This window comes from Rhodococcus sp. 27YEA15 (assembly GCF_049739425.1).
Lineage (GTDB): Bacteria > Actinomycetota > Actinomycetes > Mycobacteriales > Mycobacteriaceae > Rhodococcus_F.
In genome coordinates this window covers 1,504,943-1,522,540 of sequence record NZ_JBMHHW010000001.1, presented here as the reverse complement: position 1 = coordinate 1,522,540, position 17,598 = coordinate 1,504,943, and the positions used below count along the sequence as shown (strand labels likewise).

At 62.7% G+C, this 17,598-nt stretch carries 15 protein-coding genes and 2 tRNA genes; 3 read left to right on the top strand and 14 right to left on the bottom strand.

What is annotated here, in order from left to right; translation table 11 throughout:
- Window positions 1-147: 147 nt before the first annotated feature.
- The 3 genes from ABH922_RS07010 to leuC form a co-directional block, all read right to left on the bottom strand.
- Entirely contained in the window at window positions 148-855 is a 708-nt protein-coding gene (locus tag ABH922_RS07010; protein ID WP_424806226.1) for an HU family DNA-binding protein, read from the bottom strand.
- 157 nt (window positions 856-1,012) lie between these two features.
- Complete coding sequence (leuD, locus tag ABH922_RS07005; protein ID WP_424806225.1) at window positions 1,013-1,621, bottom strand: 3-isopropylmalate dehydratase small subunit; 609 nt, start codon at window positions 1,619-1,621, stop codon at window positions 1,013-1,015.
- Window positions 1,622-1,648: 27 nt separating this feature from the next.
- Entirely contained in the window at window positions 1,649-3,061 is a 1,413-nt protein-coding gene (leuC, locus tag ABH922_RS07000; protein WP_424806224.1) for a 3-isopropylmalate dehydratase large subunit, read from the bottom strand.
- Between the two features lie 149 nt (window positions 3,062-3,210).
- On the opposite strand from leuC, the gene ABH922_RS06995 reads away from it, so the two are divergent.
- A complete protein-coding gene (locus ABH922_RS06995; RefSeq protein ID WP_424806223.1) occupies window positions 3,211-3,912 on the top strand; it encodes an IclR family transcriptional regulator in 702 nt (233 codons plus the stop codon).
- 184 nt (window positions 3,913-4,096) lie between these two features.
- On the top strand, window positions 4,097-4,294 hold the full coding sequence (locus ABH922_RS06990) for a DUF5302 domain-containing protein (RefSeq protein WP_424806222.1): 198 nt from the start codon (window positions 4,097-4,099) through the stop codon (window positions 4,292-4,294).
- A gap of 158 nt (window positions 4,295-4,452) precedes the next feature.
- Here the strand turns inward: ABH922_RS06990 and ABH922_RS06985 are convergent.
- The 11 genes from ABH922_RS06985 to ABH922_RS06935 form a co-directional block, all read right to left on the bottom strand.
- Window positions 4,453-4,525: transfer RNA gene (locus ABH922_RS06985), tRNA-Glu, on the bottom strand.
- A gap of 94 nt (window positions 4,526-4,619) precedes the next feature.
- Window positions 4,620-4,691: transfer RNA gene (locus ABH922_RS06980), tRNA-Gln, on the bottom strand.
- A gap of 153 nt (window positions 4,692-4,844) precedes the next feature.
- Window positions 4,845-6,320 carry a glutamate--tRNA ligase gene (gene gltX, locus ABH922_RS06975; RefSeq protein ID WP_424806221.1) on the bottom strand — a complete coding sequence of 492 codons (1,476 nt, stop codon included), beginning with the start codon at window positions 6,318-6,320 and terminating at the stop codon, window positions 4,845-4,847.
- 112 nt (window positions 6,321-6,432) lie between these two features.
- Entirely contained in the window at window positions 6,433-7,608 is a 1,176-nt protein-coding gene (locus ABH922_RS06970) for an alkane 1-monooxygenase (protein WP_424806220.1), read from the bottom strand.
- 424 nt (window positions 7,609-8,032) lie between these two features.
- Window positions 8,033-8,806 (bottom strand): fumarylacetoacetate hydrolase family protein, encoded by a 774-nt coding sequence (locus ABH922_RS06965; protein WP_424806219.1) that lies wholly within the window; start codon window positions 8,804-8,806, stop codon window positions 8,033-8,035.
- A gap of 107 nt (window positions 8,807-8,913) precedes the next feature.
- Window positions 8,914-9,924, bottom strand: coding sequence for a 3-isopropylmalate dehydrogenase (locus tag ABH922_RS06960; protein WP_424806218.1), 1,011 nt, complete (start codon window positions 9,922-9,924; stop codon window positions 8,914-8,916).
- A 78-nt stretch (window positions 9,925-10,002) separates the two neighbouring features.
- A complete protein-coding gene (gene serA / locus ABH922_RS06955; RefSeq protein WP_424806217.1) occupies window positions 10,003-11,595 on the bottom strand; it encodes a phosphoglycerate dehydrogenase in 1,593 nt (530 codons plus the stop codon).
- 248 nt (window positions 11,596-11,843) lie between these two features.
- Window positions 11,844-12,938, bottom strand: coding sequence for a DNA cytosine methyltransferase (locus ABH922_RS06950; RefSeq protein WP_424806216.1), 1,095 nt, complete (start codon window positions 12,936-12,938; stop codon window positions 11,844-11,846).
- Between the two features lie 277 nt (window positions 12,939-13,215).
- Window positions 13,216-14,217, bottom strand: coding sequence for a ketol-acid reductoisomerase (gene ilvC / locus ABH922_RS06945; RefSeq protein ID WP_424809593.1), 1,002 nt, complete (start codon window positions 14,215-14,217; stop codon window positions 13,216-13,218).
- 53 nt (window positions 14,218-14,270) lie between these two features.
- A complete protein-coding gene (ilvN, locus tag ABH922_RS06940) occupies window positions 14,271-14,774 on the bottom strand; it encodes an acetolactate synthase small subunit (protein WP_003944718.1) in 504 nt (167 codons plus the stop codon).
- The gene (locus ABH922_RS06935; RefSeq protein ID WP_424806215.1) at window positions 14,771-16,711 is read right to left on the bottom strand and encodes an acetolactate synthase large subunit; all 1,941 of its coding nucleotides are present in this window, start codon (window positions 16,709-16,711) and stop codon (window positions 14,771-14,773) included. The genes ilvN and ABH922_RS06935 overlap by 4 nt, the downstream gene beginning before the upstream one ends.
- Window positions 16,712-16,977: 266 nt before the next feature.
- On the opposite strand from ABH922_RS06935, the gene ABH922_RS06930 reads away from it, so the two are divergent.
- Window positions 16,978-17,538, top strand: coding sequence for a PH domain-containing protein (locus ABH922_RS06930; RefSeq protein WP_424809592.1), 561 nt, complete (start codon window positions 16,978-16,980; stop codon window positions 17,536-17,538).
- Window positions 17,539-17,598: the final 60 nt, after the last annotated feature.

Below are 17,598 nucleotides of genomic sequence, written 5' to 3'. Positions count from 1 at the left end.
CGCTCGACATACGAGAAAGCGCGACGCATCGACTGCGCCGCGCTTTCTCGTATCCGGTGAATTCCGGCCTCGCACACCTCGAGAGGCGTAGCCACGTCTGGCTACGCCTCTCGAGGTCGTGCTGCCACCGGGTCTCCCCGGCGTCGACTACTTTGCTGCGCGCTTGGCCGGAGCCTTCTTGGCTGCCGTCTTCTTGGCTGCGGTCTTGGCCGGAGCCTTCTTGGCGGGAGCCTTGGTGGCGACCGTCTTCTTGGCTGCGGTCTTGGCCGGAGCCTTCTTGGCGGGAGCCTTGGTGGCGACCGTCTTCTTGGCTGCGGTCTTGGCCGGAGCCTTCTTGGCGGGAGCCTTGGTGGCGACCGTCTTCTTGGCTGCGGTCTTGGCCGGAGCCTTCTTGGCGGGAGCCTTGGTGGCGACCGTCTTCTTGGCTGCGGTCTTGGCCGGAGCCTTCTTGGCGGGAGCCTTGGTAGCTGCCGTCTTCTTGGCTGCCGTCTTCTTCGCTGCTGCCTTCTTCGCCGCCGCCTTGGTGGCCGGTGCAGCGACGCCACGCTTGACTGCCGGGCCGGTGGCCGGAAGCTTCTGTCCGCCAGCGATTACAGCCTTGAACTGCGCACCCGGACGGAAAGCCGGAACCGACGTCGGCTTGACCTTCACCGTTTCACCGGTGCGCGGGTTGCGTGCGACACGTGCCGCACGGCGACGCTGTTCGAAGACACCGAATCCGGTGATGGTGACGCTTTCGCCGCGGTGAACCGCGCGGACGATCGTGTCCACCACGTGCTCCACTGCATCCGTAGCTGTGCGCCTGTCCGAGCCCAGCTTTTCAGTCAGAACATCGATGAGCTCTGCCTTGTTCATTGAGATTCCTCCGCAAATTATGGTCCACCGTCAGACCGACTGAGAACCACGGTAAACCTGATAACGGCAAGAGTCTATGTGCCACGCCAATTCTCAATCAACGTAGCCCCTCAATGGTGACCTATTTCTCTTCCGAGACGGGGAGACCGATTGCCTTTCAGCTCTGAGAAATTCGGGCGGGCAGGGTAGTCGGCTTCCAGGAAGGTCTCGCTTTTTCGAACTCGGAAATGGCTTCTACCTGGCGCAATGTCAATCCGATATCGTCAAGTCCTTCCAAAAGACGCCACCGCGTGTAGTCGTCAATATTGAAGGGCACCACCGTGGTTCCAGCGCTCACGGTTCGATTCTGAAGATCCACTGTCAATTCGAGTCCGGGCTGCTCTTCGAGCAACTTCCACAGCAATTCGACGTCGCCCTGCTCGACCTGTGCGGCGACGAGACCCGCCTTTCCGGCATTCCCGCGGAAGATGTCAGCGAATCGAGACGCGATCACCACCCGAAATCCGAAGTCCGAGAGTGCCCACACGGCATGCTCTCGCGAAGACCCCGTACCGAAATCCGGACCGGCGACGAGAACACTGCCTTTGTCGTAGGGCGCCAGATTCAGAATGAAATTCGGATCGGTACGCCAACCGGCGAACAGACCGTCCTCGAAACCGGTGCGGGTCACCCGCTTCAGATACACCGCCGGGATGATCTGATCCGTGTCGACATTCGATCGCCGCAGCGGAACGCCGATACCTTTGTGTGTGCTAAAGGATTCCATCGAAAAATCTCCTCGAGTTTAAGTGAGTCAGACCAGATCGGCCGGTGCCGACAGCGTTCCGCGGACTGCTGTCGCGGCCGCGACGAGCGGAGAAACCAGGTGCGTACGGCCGCCTTTACCCTGACGCCCTTCGAAATTCCGGTTGGACGTCGACGCCGAACGTTCGCCAGGCGCCAGCTGATCCGGGTTCATTCCCAGACACATCGAGCACCCCGCCTGCCGCCACTCCGCTCCCGCAGCCACGAAGATCTCACCGAGACCTTCGTTTTCGGCCTGGGCCCGCACTCGCATGGACCCGGGGACGATCAGCATTCGCACCCCGTCCGCGACGTGTCGACCTTCCAGCACTTCGGCCACAGCTCGCAGGTCCTCGATGCGACCGTTGGTGCACGAGCCCACGAACACGGTGTCGACGGCGACCTCACGCAGTGGCATGCCGGCGTCGAGTCCCATGTAGGTCAACGCCTTCTCCGCCGCCTGACGCTCACTCTCGTCGACGATCGTCTCCGGATCCGGCACCCGATCTCCGAGCGGTGCGCCCTGCCCCGGGTTGGTTCCCCAAGTGACGAACGGCGTCAAAGAACTTGCGTCGATGTGAACTTCGTTGTCGAATTCCGCACCCTCGTCGGTCGCGAGCAACTCCCACGCTGCAACTGCCGCGTCCCACTCGTCACCGGTCGGTGCGTGCGGCCGACCTTTGATGAATTCGTAGGTGATCTCGTCCGGCGCGATCATTCCGGCCCGGGCGCCCGCTTCGATGGACATGTTGCAGATGGTCATCCGTGCTTCCATGGAGAGCTTGCGGATTGCCTCACCACGGTATTCGAGCACATAGCCCTGTCCACCGCCTGTCCCGATCTTGGCGATCACCGCAAGGATGAGGTCCTTACTCGTCACACCGGGCGGCAATTCGCCGTCCACCGTGATCGCCATGGTCTTGAAGGGGCGCAACGAAAGCGTCTGCGTCGCCATGACATGTTCGACCTCGCTCGTGCCGATTCCCATTGCGAGCGCACCGAATGCCCCGTGAGTCGACGTATGCGAGTCTCCACAGACGACGGTGGTGCCCGGCTGAGTCAGCCCGAGCTGCGGTCCGACCACGTGCACGATTCCCTGATCGAGATCGCCCATGCGGTGCAAGCGAACTCCGAATTCTTCGCAATTGCGGCGCAGAGTGTCGACCTGCGTCTTGGAGATCGGGTCAGCGATCGGCTTGTCGATGTCTGTCGTCGGGACGTTGTGGTCCTCGGTGGCAATGGTCAGATCGGGACGACGCAACTGCCGTCCGGCCAGTCGAAGTCCGTCGAATGCCTGCGGGCTGGTTACTTCGTGAACGAGGTGGAGGTCGATGTAGATGAGGTCGGGTTCTTGACCTTCACCTTTGACGACTACGTGGTCGTCCCACACCTTCTCGGCCAGTGTCCGTGCTTTTTTCGCCATGTCTTCCACCTCTTGTACGTAGCTTCGCTTCGGCGGACTACGGGCCGGCCCGCCTCGCGTGAAGTTGTGCCGATCCTCGCGAGAGAAGGCTCACGACTCTGTCGAGCCATGCGGTACTATCTCACTATGCGAGAAACGCGTATCGACCTATGAGACAGCATAGCGGCATCGGTGTCTTGGACAAAGCAATGGGCGTGCTACACGCCGTCGCCGAAGAACCCTGCAGCCTCAACGAACTGTGTACACGCACCGGCCTCCCCCGGGCCACCGCGCACCGTTTGGCCGTCGGCCTCGAAGTCCACCGCTTGCTCGCGCGCGACTCCGACGGCCTGTGGTGTCCGGGCCCTGGGCTCGCGGAACTCGCTGCCACCGCCAACGATCCACTGATCGCGGCGGCCGGGCTCATACTTCCGCGGCTGCGCGAGATCACCGGTGAGAGCGTTCAGCTCTACCGGCGCGAGGGCACTCAACGTATCTGCGTTGCATCGATGGAACCACCCACCGGTCTTCGCGACACCGTCCTCGTCGGGGCCCGTCTACCGATGAATGCCGGCTCGGGCGCCAAGGTCCTTCTCGCATGGGCTGATCCACAGACTCAGCGCGCCGTACTCGCCGACGCGACATTCGGTGAGCGCGTCCTTCTCGAGATTCGCCGTCGAGGCTGGGCACAGAGCGCCGCCGAACGGGAACCGGGGGTGGCCAGCGTGGCTGCGCCGGTGCGCGATTCTTCCGGTGCGGTCGTGGCGGCCATCTCGGTGTCCGGTCCGATCGATCGAATGGGTCGTCGTCCGGGCGCGCGCTGGGCAGCAGATCTGCTGGCCGCGGCAGAGGCATTACACAAACGCCTGTAGGACGTGACACGGTACTGGTGTGGTTGTCCGACCACAGACCGCAACGGCCGGCGACTTTCGTCGATACCGGAGCCCGGAAAGGACATCGGGGAGCGCCTACCGGTACTACTCGGAAATTCACGGGCTTCGTGGTCAGACTCGGCGTAGCTTCACATCAGGACCCGACAAACAAAGGAGTGAGTACATGAGTGATCTCACTGACAGTTCCGCATCGGTATCGGAGTCATCGGCAGAGGTGAACAAGAGAAAGTTTCGCGAAGCGCTCGATCGGAAGAACCATCGAAGCACCACGACGTCCGAGCATCGCGACGGGCAGTCCAAGGTGAACAACACACACGGCCCCGCTGATCACAAGCGCGAATTCCGTCGTAAGAGCGGATAGGTCGAAGGCCCGTACGACCGGCTAGCTCGAGAAAGAGCCCCTACTGAGCATTCAGTAGGGGCTCTTGCCTTCGGATATCGGTTCGTATATGAAATACCCTGTACGCCGAAAAAGAAATCACCCCACAGCCTTACGGCTGAAGGGTGATTTTCCATGTGTAGCCCCGACGGGATTCGAACCCGCGCTACCGCCTTGAGAGGGCGGCGTCCTAGGCCGCTAGACGACGGGGCCAGGACACGCTTTTACGTGTTGTTCAGGTCTTGCTCTTGGATGCTCAGCAAGCTTAGCTTGTCTGAGTCCGGCCACAAAATCGACCGGATTTCCGCTGGGGTACCAGGACTCGAACCTAGAATGGCGGTACCAGAAACCGCTGTGTTGCCAATTACACCATACCCCAATGCCTTACTCGACCTTGCCCGTTCCGCTTCGCTGTTGTGCTCGGCGGCTCGTCTCCGGCCGAAAAAGAGATTACCAGTATCCATGCCCCAATCACCAAATCGTATGGTCAGAGGATCTTTTTATCTCTTCTTCGGCCGGTCGACTCCCAGAGCTAGGCAGTTACAACTGCTCGCGCAGCCCGCAGCCGCGACATCGACACGTCCCGACCGAGCAGCTCCATCGATTCGTAGAGCGGAGGGCTGATGTGAGAGCCCGTGATCGCCACTCGCACCGGGGCAAAGGCCTTGCGCGGTTTGAGGCCCAGATCCTCGATGAGGGACGTTTTCAGCGCTGCCTCGATGGATGCAGTGCTCCATTCGTCGATCGACTCCAGCGCCTCGACCGATGCGTCCAGAACCTGAGCCGCGTCTGCGGTCAGATTCTTGGCGGCTGCGGCCGGATCCAGCTCGAACGTCGCCTCGTCCACGAAGAGGAATTTCAACAGCCCCCACGCATCCGACAGTACGACGATGCGGGTCTGCACGAGATCTGCCGCCACGGTGAACACCGCCTCGTCGACGTCGGTTCCGATATTCCCCTGACCGATCAGGAAGGCCTTCAACCGTGCCGCGAAATCCGTGGGCTCGAGCAGTCGGATGTGCTCGGCATTGATCGCGTCGGCCTTCTTCTGGTCGAAGCGCGCGGGATTCGAGTTGACCTTCGAGATGTCGAACGCCGCCACCATCTCGTCGAGAGAGAACACGTCCCGATCATCGGTGAGACTCCAGCCGAGCAATGCCAGGTAGTTCAACAGGCCCTCGGGGACGAAGCCCCGGTCACGGTGAATGAACAGATTCGACTCGGGGTCACGCTTGGACAGCTTCTTGTTTCCCTGGCCCATCACGAAAGGCAAATGCCCGAAAGAAGGAGTGAAATCCGCCACACCGATGCGGATCAACGCCTCGTACAGCGCGAGCTGACGCGGAGTGGACGAGAGAAGGTCTTCGCCGCGCAGAACGTGGGTGATCTTCATCAGCGCGTCGTCGACCGGATTGACGAGCGTGTACAGCGGAATGCCATTGCCCCGCGTCAGTGCGAAGTCCGGAACGGTGCCGGCTTTGAAGGTGGTCTCGCCCCGAACGAGATCGTTCCACGACAGATCGTGATCAGGCATCCGCAACCGGACGACAGGCTTGCGGCCCTCGGCCAGATACGCGGCGCGCTGCTCGTCGGTGAGCTCGCGATCGAAGTTGTCGTACCCGAGCTTGGGATCTCGACCGGCCGCTTTGTGCCGCGCCTCGACCTCCTCGTTGGTGGAGAAGGACTCGTACGCTTCGCCGGCGGCGAGCAGCTTTGCCACGACGTCGAGATGGAGGTCTCGGCGCTCGGACTGCCGATACGGCGCATGGGGCCCACCGATTTCGGGGCCCTCGTCCCAGTTCAAGCCCAACCAGCGGAGCGCATCGAGAATTGCCTGGTACGACTCCTCACTGTCGCGCTGCGCATCGGTGTCCTCGATGCGGAAGACGAAGGTGCCGCCGTGGTGTCGCGCGAAAGCCCAGTTGAACAGGGCGGTGCGCACCAAACCTACGTGCGGGGTTCCGGTGGGTGACGGGCAGAAACGGACGCGTACTTCGCTGTTGGTCATGGCTCACTTGGCTCGACGATGGGTCGGTGGTCGTCCTACAGGTTAGTACCGAAGCATCGTTTCGTTTTCGAACCAGCACTGCGGACGAGCCGACGCGACCGGCCCCTCGACCTCAGCTACCGGTCTTGGCCTTCGACGGCAATGTGTTGATCCGCGTCATCTCGCCGGAGTAGTACGCGAGCAGGCGCTTGTCCATGATCGCCCGCCACAACGGAGGTACCCAGGCACAGACGATCATGACGGCGTACCCGGCAGGTAGTTGCGGCGCCTGGTCGGCGCTGCGCAGGCTTTGGTAGCGCAGTCGCGGGTTCGCGTGATGATCACTGTGCCGTTGGAGTTGATACAGGAACAGATTGCTGACCACGTGGTCGCTGTTCCAACTGTCTTCAGGAGAACAGCGAACGTAGGAACCGTCGGCCCGCTTCGCTCGCAGAAGCCCGTAGTGTTCGAGATAGTTGGCGGTCTCGAGGAATGTGAAACCGGCCACGGCCTGAATGACCAACCACGGTGCGATCTCGATACCGAATACCCCGACAAGGCCGAGAAACAGGACTGCGCTCATGGTCCAGGACTGCAAGATGTTGTTACGCACATTCCAGACCGAGCGCCCCTGACGACTCAATCTCGCCTTTTCGAGGCGCCATCCGGAGCGGAGTCCGCCGAAGACACTCCGCGGCAGGAAGAACCAGAAGTTCTCACGGTAGCGTGAGCTCGCCGGGTCTTCGGGCGTCGCCACTCGGACGTGATGCCCATAGTTGTGCTCTACGTAGAAGTGGCCGTAGAAGGACTGTGCGAGAGCGATTTTCGCAAGCCAACCCTCCAATTTCTCACTCTTGTGGCCTAGTTCGTGAGCGGCGTTTATGCCCACACCCGCAACGACACCCACGGTCATCGCGAGCGCGAATTTCTCGCCCGACGCCATCGGAGCATTGACCCAGCACCAGCACGCGAACACCAGACCGGCGTACTGCAACGGCAAGAACAGGTAGGTACACCATCGATAGAATCGGTCGGCTTGAAGCCTGGGCAGCGCCTCGTCGGGCGGACTGTTGCCATCCTCCCCGGCCAGGAGATCGACGAGGGGAATCACGATCACGATCAGCCACGCACCGATGGCCCAGAACAGACCCAGGCTGAGCTTGTCCACCAGAAACCAGGCCGCGAATGGACTCAAGGGCACCAGAAGTCCCAGCGGCCACAGGTAGCGCTTCTTGTCCTTCCAGGCGCGCCCGTCCGGATCGTCCCGCGATTGCGACCGAGACCGGCCGGACTCTGCAAAGGCTGTCATCTGCCACCACATCTTCGTTACATTCCGCACAAATACGACTGCAGCATACATGCAGTTACCGCAGAGCTTACGGGTTGATGGGCCCAAGTGCGGCGGAGTCGTCGACCACAAACAGTCTGGAAAGAACTCATCTTCCTGAAAATTGTCCTTAAAAAGACAATAAGGACACGAAAGTTAGGAAATCCGACCGTCCCGAACTTGCCTTGCCGGTCTCCGCCGACTCGAAAGTGTGGAGAACTAGATAAACATCACATCTCGGCGAGCTTTCACGGTTATCAAGACGCTACCGTTGAGGCCGCGCTCCTCGTACGACAACATCGGTCGGCCTCGACACCGGACACAGACCACCAGAAGAGCCCGACAACGACGTAAGGCCCCTTCCGAAGAAGAGGCCTTACCGGATCCGACTTACCCGACGCGCGAATCAGCGCTTGGCGGTCACCGGATTCGTGAGAGTGCCGATACCTGCCACCGACACCGATACCGAATCACCGTCGACTATCGGTCCGACACCGGCCGGTGTGCCGGTGAGAATGACGTCGCCGGGAAGGAGAGTCATCACCGCGGAAATCCATTCGATGATCTTCGGGATGTCGTGCAGAAGAAAGGCCGTACTGCTGTCCTGTTTGACCTGGCCGTTCACCTCGGTCTTGATGTCCACGTCGGACGCATCGAGACTCGTCTCGATCCACGGTCCGAGGGGGCAGAACGTGTCATGGCCCTTCGCGCGGGTCCATTGACCGTCGTGCCGCTGATGATCGCGTGCCGAGACGTCGTTGGCGATCGTGTAGCCGAGAACCACCCCGAGAGCCTTGGATGCGGGGACGTCCTTGCACGGCTGCCCGATCACCACCGCAAGTTCGCCCTCGAAGTGCACTTCGTTGGATGTGGACGGAAGAACAATCGGCGCACCGGGGCCGACGATGGACGTATTGGGCTTGAGGAAGATCACCGGATCAGCCGGAGCCTCGCCGCCCATCTCCGCCACGTGATCCGCATAGTTCTTACCGATGCAGATCACCTTGCTGGCAAGGATCGGCGCGAGCAGTCGCACATCGGCGAGCGGCCAACTACGGCCGGTGAAAGTAGGGTTCCCGAACGGATGTTCCGCAATTTCCTTGGCGACGAGGGCATCCTCGTCACCTTCGATACTGACGAACGCAACACCATCGGGACTGGCAATTCGACCAAGACGCATGAGGGTCAGTCTATCCGGGTGCTCGAACCGCCTGACGCGCGCAAGCCGTAAGGCTCACGCGCGTCAGCAGTGCGTCGATTGGAACGGTGCGTCGATTCAGGCCGCTCTCACAGAGCCGCGGTGACGCGATCACCGATTTCCGTGGTGGACACCGGCCCGTCACCGCGCGTCGCCAGATCCGCGGCCACCACAGCTTCGATGCGAGCCGCGTCGTCCTCACGTCCGAGGTGTCGCAGAAGCAGTGCCGCGGACAGAATTGCCGCCGTCGGATCGGCAATTCCCTTACCCGCGATATCCGGTGCGCTACCGTGCACCGGCTCGAACATCGACGGGTTGGTGCCCGAGGCATCGATGTTTCCGCTTGCAGCCAAACCGATTCCACCGGTGACCGCGCCGGCCAGATCGGTGATGATGTCGCCGAACAGGTTGTCGGTGACGATCACGTCGAAGCGTGACGGATCGGTCACCATGTAGATAGTGGCCGCGTCGATGTGGCAGTACGCGGTCTCGACGTCCGGGTACTGCGCGCCGACGGTCTCGATCGCACGGGTCCAGATGGCACCGGCGTGGGAGAGCACATTCGTCTTGTGGATGAGCGTGAGGTGCTTGGATCGCGTCTGCGCCAACGCGAATGCGTAACGGACGACGCGCTCGGCACCGAACCAGGTGTTGATGGAGACCTCGGTCGCGATCTCGTGATCCGTCCCGACCCGGATCGAGCCTCCGTTCCCGGTGTACGGGCCCTCGGTGCCTTCACGAACCACCACGAAGTCGATCTCGGGCGACGCCGCGAGTGGCGACGTCGAACCCGGGTGCAGCTGCGACGGGCGAAGGTTGACGTGATGATCGAGCTGGAACCGCATGTTGAGCAGCAGGCCACGCTCGAGCACCCCGGGTGTGACCGACGGATCACCGATCGCACCCAACAGAATGGCGTCGTGCTGACGAATTTCCGCCAACTCGCCTGCCGGAAGCAATTCGCCGGTCGCGTTGTACCGACGCGCCCCGAGATCGTATTCCGTCGTCTCCAGATCGGGAACCAGCTTGGCGAGCACCTTGAGTGCCTCCGCTGTGACCTCGACACCGATTCCGTCACCGGGAATGACCGCGAGCTTCATGAAAGTCCTCATCTCAGTAGTGCTGTGCGCCTTTGTCAACCCCGGCGGGGGGAACAAAGGCGCACAGCAAAAAACAAATCAGGAAAGGTCGACCTGAGCCACGCGGGCGTCGAGCTGCGCGACGATTGCCTCGACCTCGGCGTCACCGACGACGCTGCTGACGCGCAGGATGACGGTGGCACCCTCACCTTCGACGTCCTGGCTCAGCGCTGCAGCCTGGATGTCCACTCCGGCATTGCCGAGAACGGTGCCGAGAACACCGAGAACGCCCGGACGGTCGCTGTAGGAGACGACGATGTTGTGGCCTTCAGCACGCAAGTCGAAGCTACGTCCGTTGATGCTGACGATCTTCTCGACCTTCTGTAGGCCCGTGAGTGCGCCGGTCACCGAGGTGACGGTGCCGTCACCGGCAACTGCGCGCACCTCGACGGCGCTGCGGTGTGCAAGGGCCTCGGAGTGCTTCTCGACCGAGACGGTGACGCCACGCTGTTCGGCAAGCGCCGGAGCGTTGACGAACGTGACGGCCTCGTCGCTGCTGGCGGAGAACACGCCACGCAGAGCGGCCAGGCCGAGGATGTCGACGGTTTCGGCAGACAGTTCGCCGGTGGCGACAACCTGGACGGTCTGGACTGCCTCGGTGGACAGAGTCGCGGCCAGGAGACCGAGCTTGCGGACGAGCTCGAGCCAGGGCGCGACCTCCTCGCCGACCGGGCCACCGGAGACGTTGACGGCCTCGGGAACGAATTCGCCTGCCAGGGCGAGAAGAACACTCTTCGCGACGTCGATGCCCGCGCGGTCCTGAGCTTCAGACGTCGAGGCACCCAGGTGCGGGGTGACTACGACGTTGTCGAGTTCGAACAACTTGGAGTCGGTGCACGGCTCGGAGTTGAAGACGTCGAGACCGGCGCCGCGAACCTTGCCGGAGACCAGCGCGTCGTAGAGGGCGTCTTCGTCGATGAGTCCACCGCGGGCCGCGTTGACGATGATGAGGCCGTCCTTGGCCTTCGCAAGACGCTCGGCATTGATCAGGCCGGCGGTTTCCTTGGTCTTGGGCAGGTGCACCGAGATGAAGTCGGCGCGCTCGACGAGCTCGTCGATGGAGACCAGTTCGATGCCGAGCTGCGCAGCGCGGGCAGCAGGCAGGTAGGGGTCGTACGCGATGATGGTGGTCTCGAACGCGGCGAGGCGCTGAGCGAACAGCTGGCCGATGCGGCCGAGTCCGACGACACCGACGACCTTGTCGCGGATTTCGGTGCCGTTGAAGCTGCTGCGCTTCCAGGTGTGCTCACGCAGAGTCTTGTCTGCCGCCGGAATCTGACGGGCAGTGGACAGCAGCAGAGCGACAGCATGCTCGGCGGCCGAGTGAATGTTGGAGGTAGGCGCGTTGACGACCATCACGCCGCGGGCGGTGGCGGCGGGGATCTCGACGTTGTCCAGGCCGACACCGGCGCGGCCGATGATCTTCAGCTTGGTACCTGCAGCCAGCACCTCGGCGTCGACGGTGGTGGCGGAACGAACGAGGATGGCGTCGGCCTCGGGCACCGCAGCGAGCAGCGCCGGGCGATCGGGTCCGTCGACCCACCGCACCTCCACTCCGTCACCCAGCGCCTCGACTGTGGACGGCGCGAGTTTGTCGGCGATCAGAACAACGGGACGGCCTGGCTGGCTCACGTGCAAACTCCCTGATTAAGTGGGTGTGAAGGTGGATTGACCACCCGTAGTTTAGTGCGGGGTGCCCCGGCGTGGGCAACGCGGTAGGTGATACCACATAGTGGACACGCGTACCGGCGGATTCCCGTCGACAATGCCGTCAGCAGTCCCGACGCGCCCTGTCCCCCGATCGCATTCAGGGCGCACCCTCAGCTCGATTGCGAATCATGCTGTGTCACCGCCAACTTGGCATCAGCTCCGACTTGGCATCATCGCCTACTTGGTACCAAGGTCGGCGTCGTCTCCCGGTGCGCCGACCACGGGCTCGCGATCGCCGCGTTGAGCGACGTGTCGTCCAGCGTGCCGTCGAACAATGCGGCCGCCAGCACGTGCGCCGCCAGGCGTGGGGGGATCGCGTTACCGATCTGCTGACCTACGTCGCCGCCTGCCCACGGGTAGTCCCGCGGAAACGTCTGCAGTCGACCCGCCTCCGAAGGGCTGAACCGATCCATTTCGATGCCGCTCGGTGTGATCACACGGTTTCGGGAGACTTTGCCGGTGACCGTGAATGCCGGTTGTTCCGATGTACGCCGCCCACGCGCCGTCGACACGCCGCCGCTGCCGTAATTCGAGATCACCGCGAACGGGCCCCGCTCGGGAAAGACGTCGCCCATCGACTTCCACTCGAGCAGGCCGGGTAGCCCGGCGTGCCGCGCTGTGCCGGATTTGTAACGCCGATGCGTCGGATCGGGAAGCTTCGGCTCACGTCCTCTGCGCGCAACCAGAATTGCCCGTCGCCTGGTCTGCGGCACCCCGAATTCCTCGGTATGCAATATGTCACACGTGAATTGGTATCCGATTCCCTCGAGCGCTCGACCCATCGCCTCCCAAACCGGCAGGACAGCCGGAACTTGCTCGAGCACGATCACTTCGTACGGGTGGCCGAGCTTGTCGGCCTCGAGCGCCCACCGCAACGGCTCCAGAACCAATCCGGTTCTCTCGTCGTCCAATTCGAGCAAGTCGGCGGAGATGTCCTCGTCCGCGGCGAGTCGCTTGATGAAGTCGACGACACCATCGAGCGCCTTGCGACCCGCGCCGGATCCGGCGACCGTGAACGTCTGACACGGTGGCCCCCCGGCCAGGTAACGGGCGCTGGGAAATCCTTGCGGACCGAAGGCACGAACATCGCCGGGTTGAGTAGTCAGGCCTGCTTCGGCACGGGTCCTGCATGCGTTCGGATCCCATTCGATCCCGACGACCGAGACTCCCAACCATCGTGCGGCCACATCGAGGCCGCCCGGCCCCGCGAACAGATCCACCATCTGTACCGACTCGAAGGCCGGCGAATCTGCACTCGGTGACATGTGGGCACATACTATCGGGCGCGAGCCGGAACACTCACATCGCCGACCCGAGCATCCTGCGAGGCCGCCGCCCACATGGTCTCCGAGACCATGGCACACACCGGAATCCCTGCTGCCGCTTTGCTATCGGCCAGGATCGAGACATTGTCGAGCTAGCCACGAATCGGCGAAGCCTGTCGGTAGAAGAAGCAGGATCACCAGGAGATCGGGACGACGACACCGGCCCGGTACCGCGTTGCGGTACCGGGCCGGAAATCACCTGTGGCGAACTGCGAAATTACGCGGTTTCGGTGATCGGGCGATCGACCCAGCTCATCAGGTCGCGCAGCTTCTTGCCGGTGACCTCGATGGGGTGCTCGGCGTTGGCCTTGCGTAGGCCCTCGAGCTCGGTGTTGCCGTTCTCGACGTTGGCGACCAGGCGACGGGTGAACTCGCCGGACTGGATGTCGGCCAGGATCGCCTTCATGCGCTCCTTGGTGCCGGCATCGATGACGCGCGGCCCGGAGAGGTAGCCGCCGAACTCCGCGGTGTCGGACACCGAGTAGTTCATCCGGGCGATGCCGCCTTCGTACATGAGGTCGACGATGAGCTTGAGCTCGTGCAGAACCTCGAAGTACGCCATTTCAGGTGCGTAGCCGGCCTCGACCATGACCTCGAAGCCCACCTTGACGAGCTCTTCGGTGCCGCCGCAGAGCACGGCCTGCTCGCCGAAGAGATCCGTCTCGGTCTCTTCCTTGAACGTGGTCTTGATGACGCCGGCGCGCGTTCCGCCGATGCCCTTCGCGTAGGACAGTGCCAGGGCCTGGCCCTCACCCTTCGGGTCCTGGTCGATGGCGATGAGCGCAGGAACGCCCTTACCGTCGACGAACTGACGACGAACCAGGTGACCGGGGCCCTTGGGGGCAACCATGCCGACGGTGACGAACTCCGGAGCTTCGATCAGATCGAAGTGGATGTTCAGGCCGTGTCCGAAGAACAACGCGTCGCCGTCCTTGAGGTTCGGCTCGATGTCGTTGGTGAAGATGCTCGCCTGAGCGGTGTCGGGTGCGAGCACCATGATGACGTCTGCCCATTCGGAAACCTCGGCAGGCGTGCCGACGGTCAGGCCCTGCTCTTCGGCCTTGGCGCGGGACTTGGAGCCTTCCTTGAGGCCGATGCGCACATCGACGCCCGAGTCACGCAGGCTCAGCGAATGGGCGTGGCCCTGGCTTCCGTAGCCGATCACAGCAACCTTGCGGCCCTGAATGATCGACAGATCGGCATCGTCGTCGTAGAACATCTCGACTGCCACAGTTCTCAACCTCTCCTTGATTTTCTTAGGTGTAAAAAGTACTAGCGGGTGGCCGTGATCGATTTCGGTCCACGACCGACTGCCACGACCCCGGACTGGACGATCTCGCGGATTCCGTACGGATCGAGCATCCGTAGCAGTGCATCCAACTTCGACCGCGTACCGGTCGCCTCGATGGTGACGGACTCCGGGGAGACGTCGATCACCTTGGCGCGGAACAGGTTCACCGTTTCGATGACCTGGGTGCGCACGCTTGCATCTGCGCGCACCTTGATGAGCACGAGTTCGCGAGCAACGGAGGCTTCACCGTCCTGCTCGACGATCTTGATGACGTTGATCAGCTTGTTGAGCTGCTTGGTCACCTGCTCGAGGGGGAATTCGTCGACCGTGACGACGATGGTCATTCGGGAGATCTCGGGGATCTCGGTACCGCCGACTGCGAGGGACTCGATGTTGAATCCGCGGCGGGAGAACAGTGCGGAGACGCGAGCCAACACGCCCGGCTTGTCCTCGACGAGAACGCTGAGGGTGTGACTGGTGCTCACTGCTTGTCCTCCTCTGCGTCTGCAGCGATTGCGGCCTGCTCGCGCGACATGGCTTCGTGGATGACGGCGGGCTCGGCGGCTGCCTCGTCGTCGTCGAACAGCGGCCGGATGCCCCGGGCCGCCATGATTTCGTCATTGCTGGTGCCGGCGGCAACCATCGGCCATACCTGGGCGTCGGCGGTGACGATGAAGTCGATGACGACAGGTCGGTCGTTGATGGACTGCGCCTCGCGGATCGCGGCCTCGACGTCTTCTTCGCGCTCGACACGGATTCCGTGGCAGCCCAATGCTTCTGCAAGCTTGACGAAGTCCGGGATGCGGACGGTGCCGTGAGTTCCGAGATTGGTGTTGGAGTAACGCTCGTCGTAGAAGAGGGTCTGCCATTGACGCACCATGCCGAGGTTGCCGTTGTTGACCAGCGCAACCTTGATCGGAATGCCTTCGACCGCGCAGGTGGCAAGTTCCTGATTGGTCATCTGGAAGCAGCCGTCACCGTCGATGGCCCACACTTCGGAGTCCGGCTTGCCCATCTTGGCGCCCATGGCAGCGGGCACCGCGTAACCCATGGTGCCGAGACCGCCGGAATTGAGCCAGGTACGTGGCTTTTCGTACGAGACGAACTGCGCTGCCCACATCTGATGCTGACCGACGCCCGCGCAGTAGATCGCGTCCGGCCCGGCGAGCCTGCCGACGGACTGGATCACGAACTCGGGTGAGAGCCTGCCGTCGGAAGGACGATCGTAGCTCAGCGGGTACGTACGACGAATATCGTCGAGGTACTCCCACCACGGTGCGAGATCGAACGTGGTTCCGGTGGCCATGTCCGCACGGATGGCCTCGACGAGTTCGGTGATGACCTCTTTGCAGTCGCCCACGATGGGGACGTCCGCATAGCGGTTCTTACCGATCTCGGCGGGATCGATGTCCGCGTGGATGACCTTGGCGCCGGGCGCGAAGGAATCCAACCGACCGGTGACACGGTCGTCGAAACGTGCACCGAGAGTGATCAGCAGATCACTGCGCTGCAGGGCGGCAACGGCGGCGACGGTGCCGTGCATGCCGGGCATACCGCAGTTGAGATCGTGGCTGTCCGGGAATGCGCCGCGCGCCATCAAGGTGGTGACCACCGGGATGCCGGTCAGCTCCGCGAGCTCGAGCAGCTCTGCCGAGGAATCCGATTTGATGACGCCGCCACCGACGTAGAGGACAGGAGACTTGGCGTCGGCGATCAGACGCGCGGCCTCACGAACCTGCTTGCCGTGCGGTTTGGTGACCGGACGATATCCGGGCAGGCGCATCTCCGGCGGCCAGGAAAACGTGGTCTGTGCCTGCAGGATGTCCTTGGGGATGTCGACCAGAACGGCACCGGGACGGCCACTGGAAGCCAGGTAGAACGCTTCGGCCAGGATCCGAGGGATGTCGACGGGATCGGTGATCAGGAAGTTGTGCTTGGTGACCGGCATCGTGATTCCGGAGATGTCGGCTTCCTGGAATGCATCCGTGCCGATGAGGCTGCGACCGACCTGACCGGTGATCGCGACGATCGGGACCGAGTCCATCTGTGCGTCGGCCAGTGGTGTCACGAGGTTGGTGGCGCCGGGACCCGAGGTAGCCATGCAGACACCGACCTTGCCGGTGGCCTGGGCGTATCCCGTGGCTGCGTGTCCGCCGCCCTGCTCGTGACGAACGAGCACGTGGCGAACCTTGACCGAATCGAACAGCGGATCGTAGAGCGGCAGAACTGCGCCGCCTGGAATACCGAACACCGTCTCGACCTCGAGCTCTTCGAGAGCCCGGACCACGGACTGCGCGCCGGTTACCCGCTCGGGCGGGAGCTGGCGGCGAATGGCGGTCTGGGAGGCGGCGGCCGCGGTCGTCGGGCTGGCTGTCCCCGACTTGCGCGGCGTGGGTTGAGGCCGTGCGGTAGGTGCGCTCACTGGGAAATCCTCTGATTCTGGCTCCGGGCAACAAAAAACCCCCGTCAGCGTGTGCTGAGCGAGGGTGGCGCGTCGTTATCTGGTGAGTTGAAAAATCGACTCAGGCGACGACGCGCCGGCCGATTACGAGCAACTCATTCTGTTTCACGCACTCGACAGTAGAGGCGCTAGTCACGAACGGCAAACTTGGTGAGTCAACCGTCCCAGAATCTGAGATACATCGGCTGCAATGCGAAGATGTAGAGGTGTCAACTTCGCAGCAGCCCGTGCCACCGGCTACATCATCCCACACGCCCGATCCTCCACCGCACGTCATCCGCATTTCCCAACTCGCGTACATGGCGTGCGCGTTTCTGCTCTTCGCCGTCAGCTTCCCGATCTTCGGGTGGCCGCTCGCCTTCGGTTGGCTGGTTCTCCTGCCGATCTTCGCCGTCTTCGTGGTTGCGCGCCTGCGCACGACAGTGAGCACCGACGCCCTCGAGGTCCGATCGCTCTTCTCGACCCGAACTCTCGCCTGGGACGAGGTCGAAGGCTTCCGATTCCCGAAGCGCAGCTGGGCGAAGGCCCGATTGTCCGACGGCACCGAAGTCACGCTCCCCGCCGTCAGTTTCGTCCGCCTGCCCGAAATCGCCGTAGCCAGTGGTGGTCGGATCACCGACCCGTACGCCGCCGCCGCATCCGCGTACGACGCAGCGGAAGCCGAACGGAACGTCCTCTCGGACGACACAGCAGTATCGGACGACACAGCAGTATCGGAGAACCCGGCGGTATCCGACGAGAGCGGTGTCGTGCCAGTCGAGGGCAAGCCCGAAATGAAGGACACGTGACACGCGAGTAGCGTTGAGATGCCCTCGCTATAAATTCTCGCGACCACCGAGATGTACAGC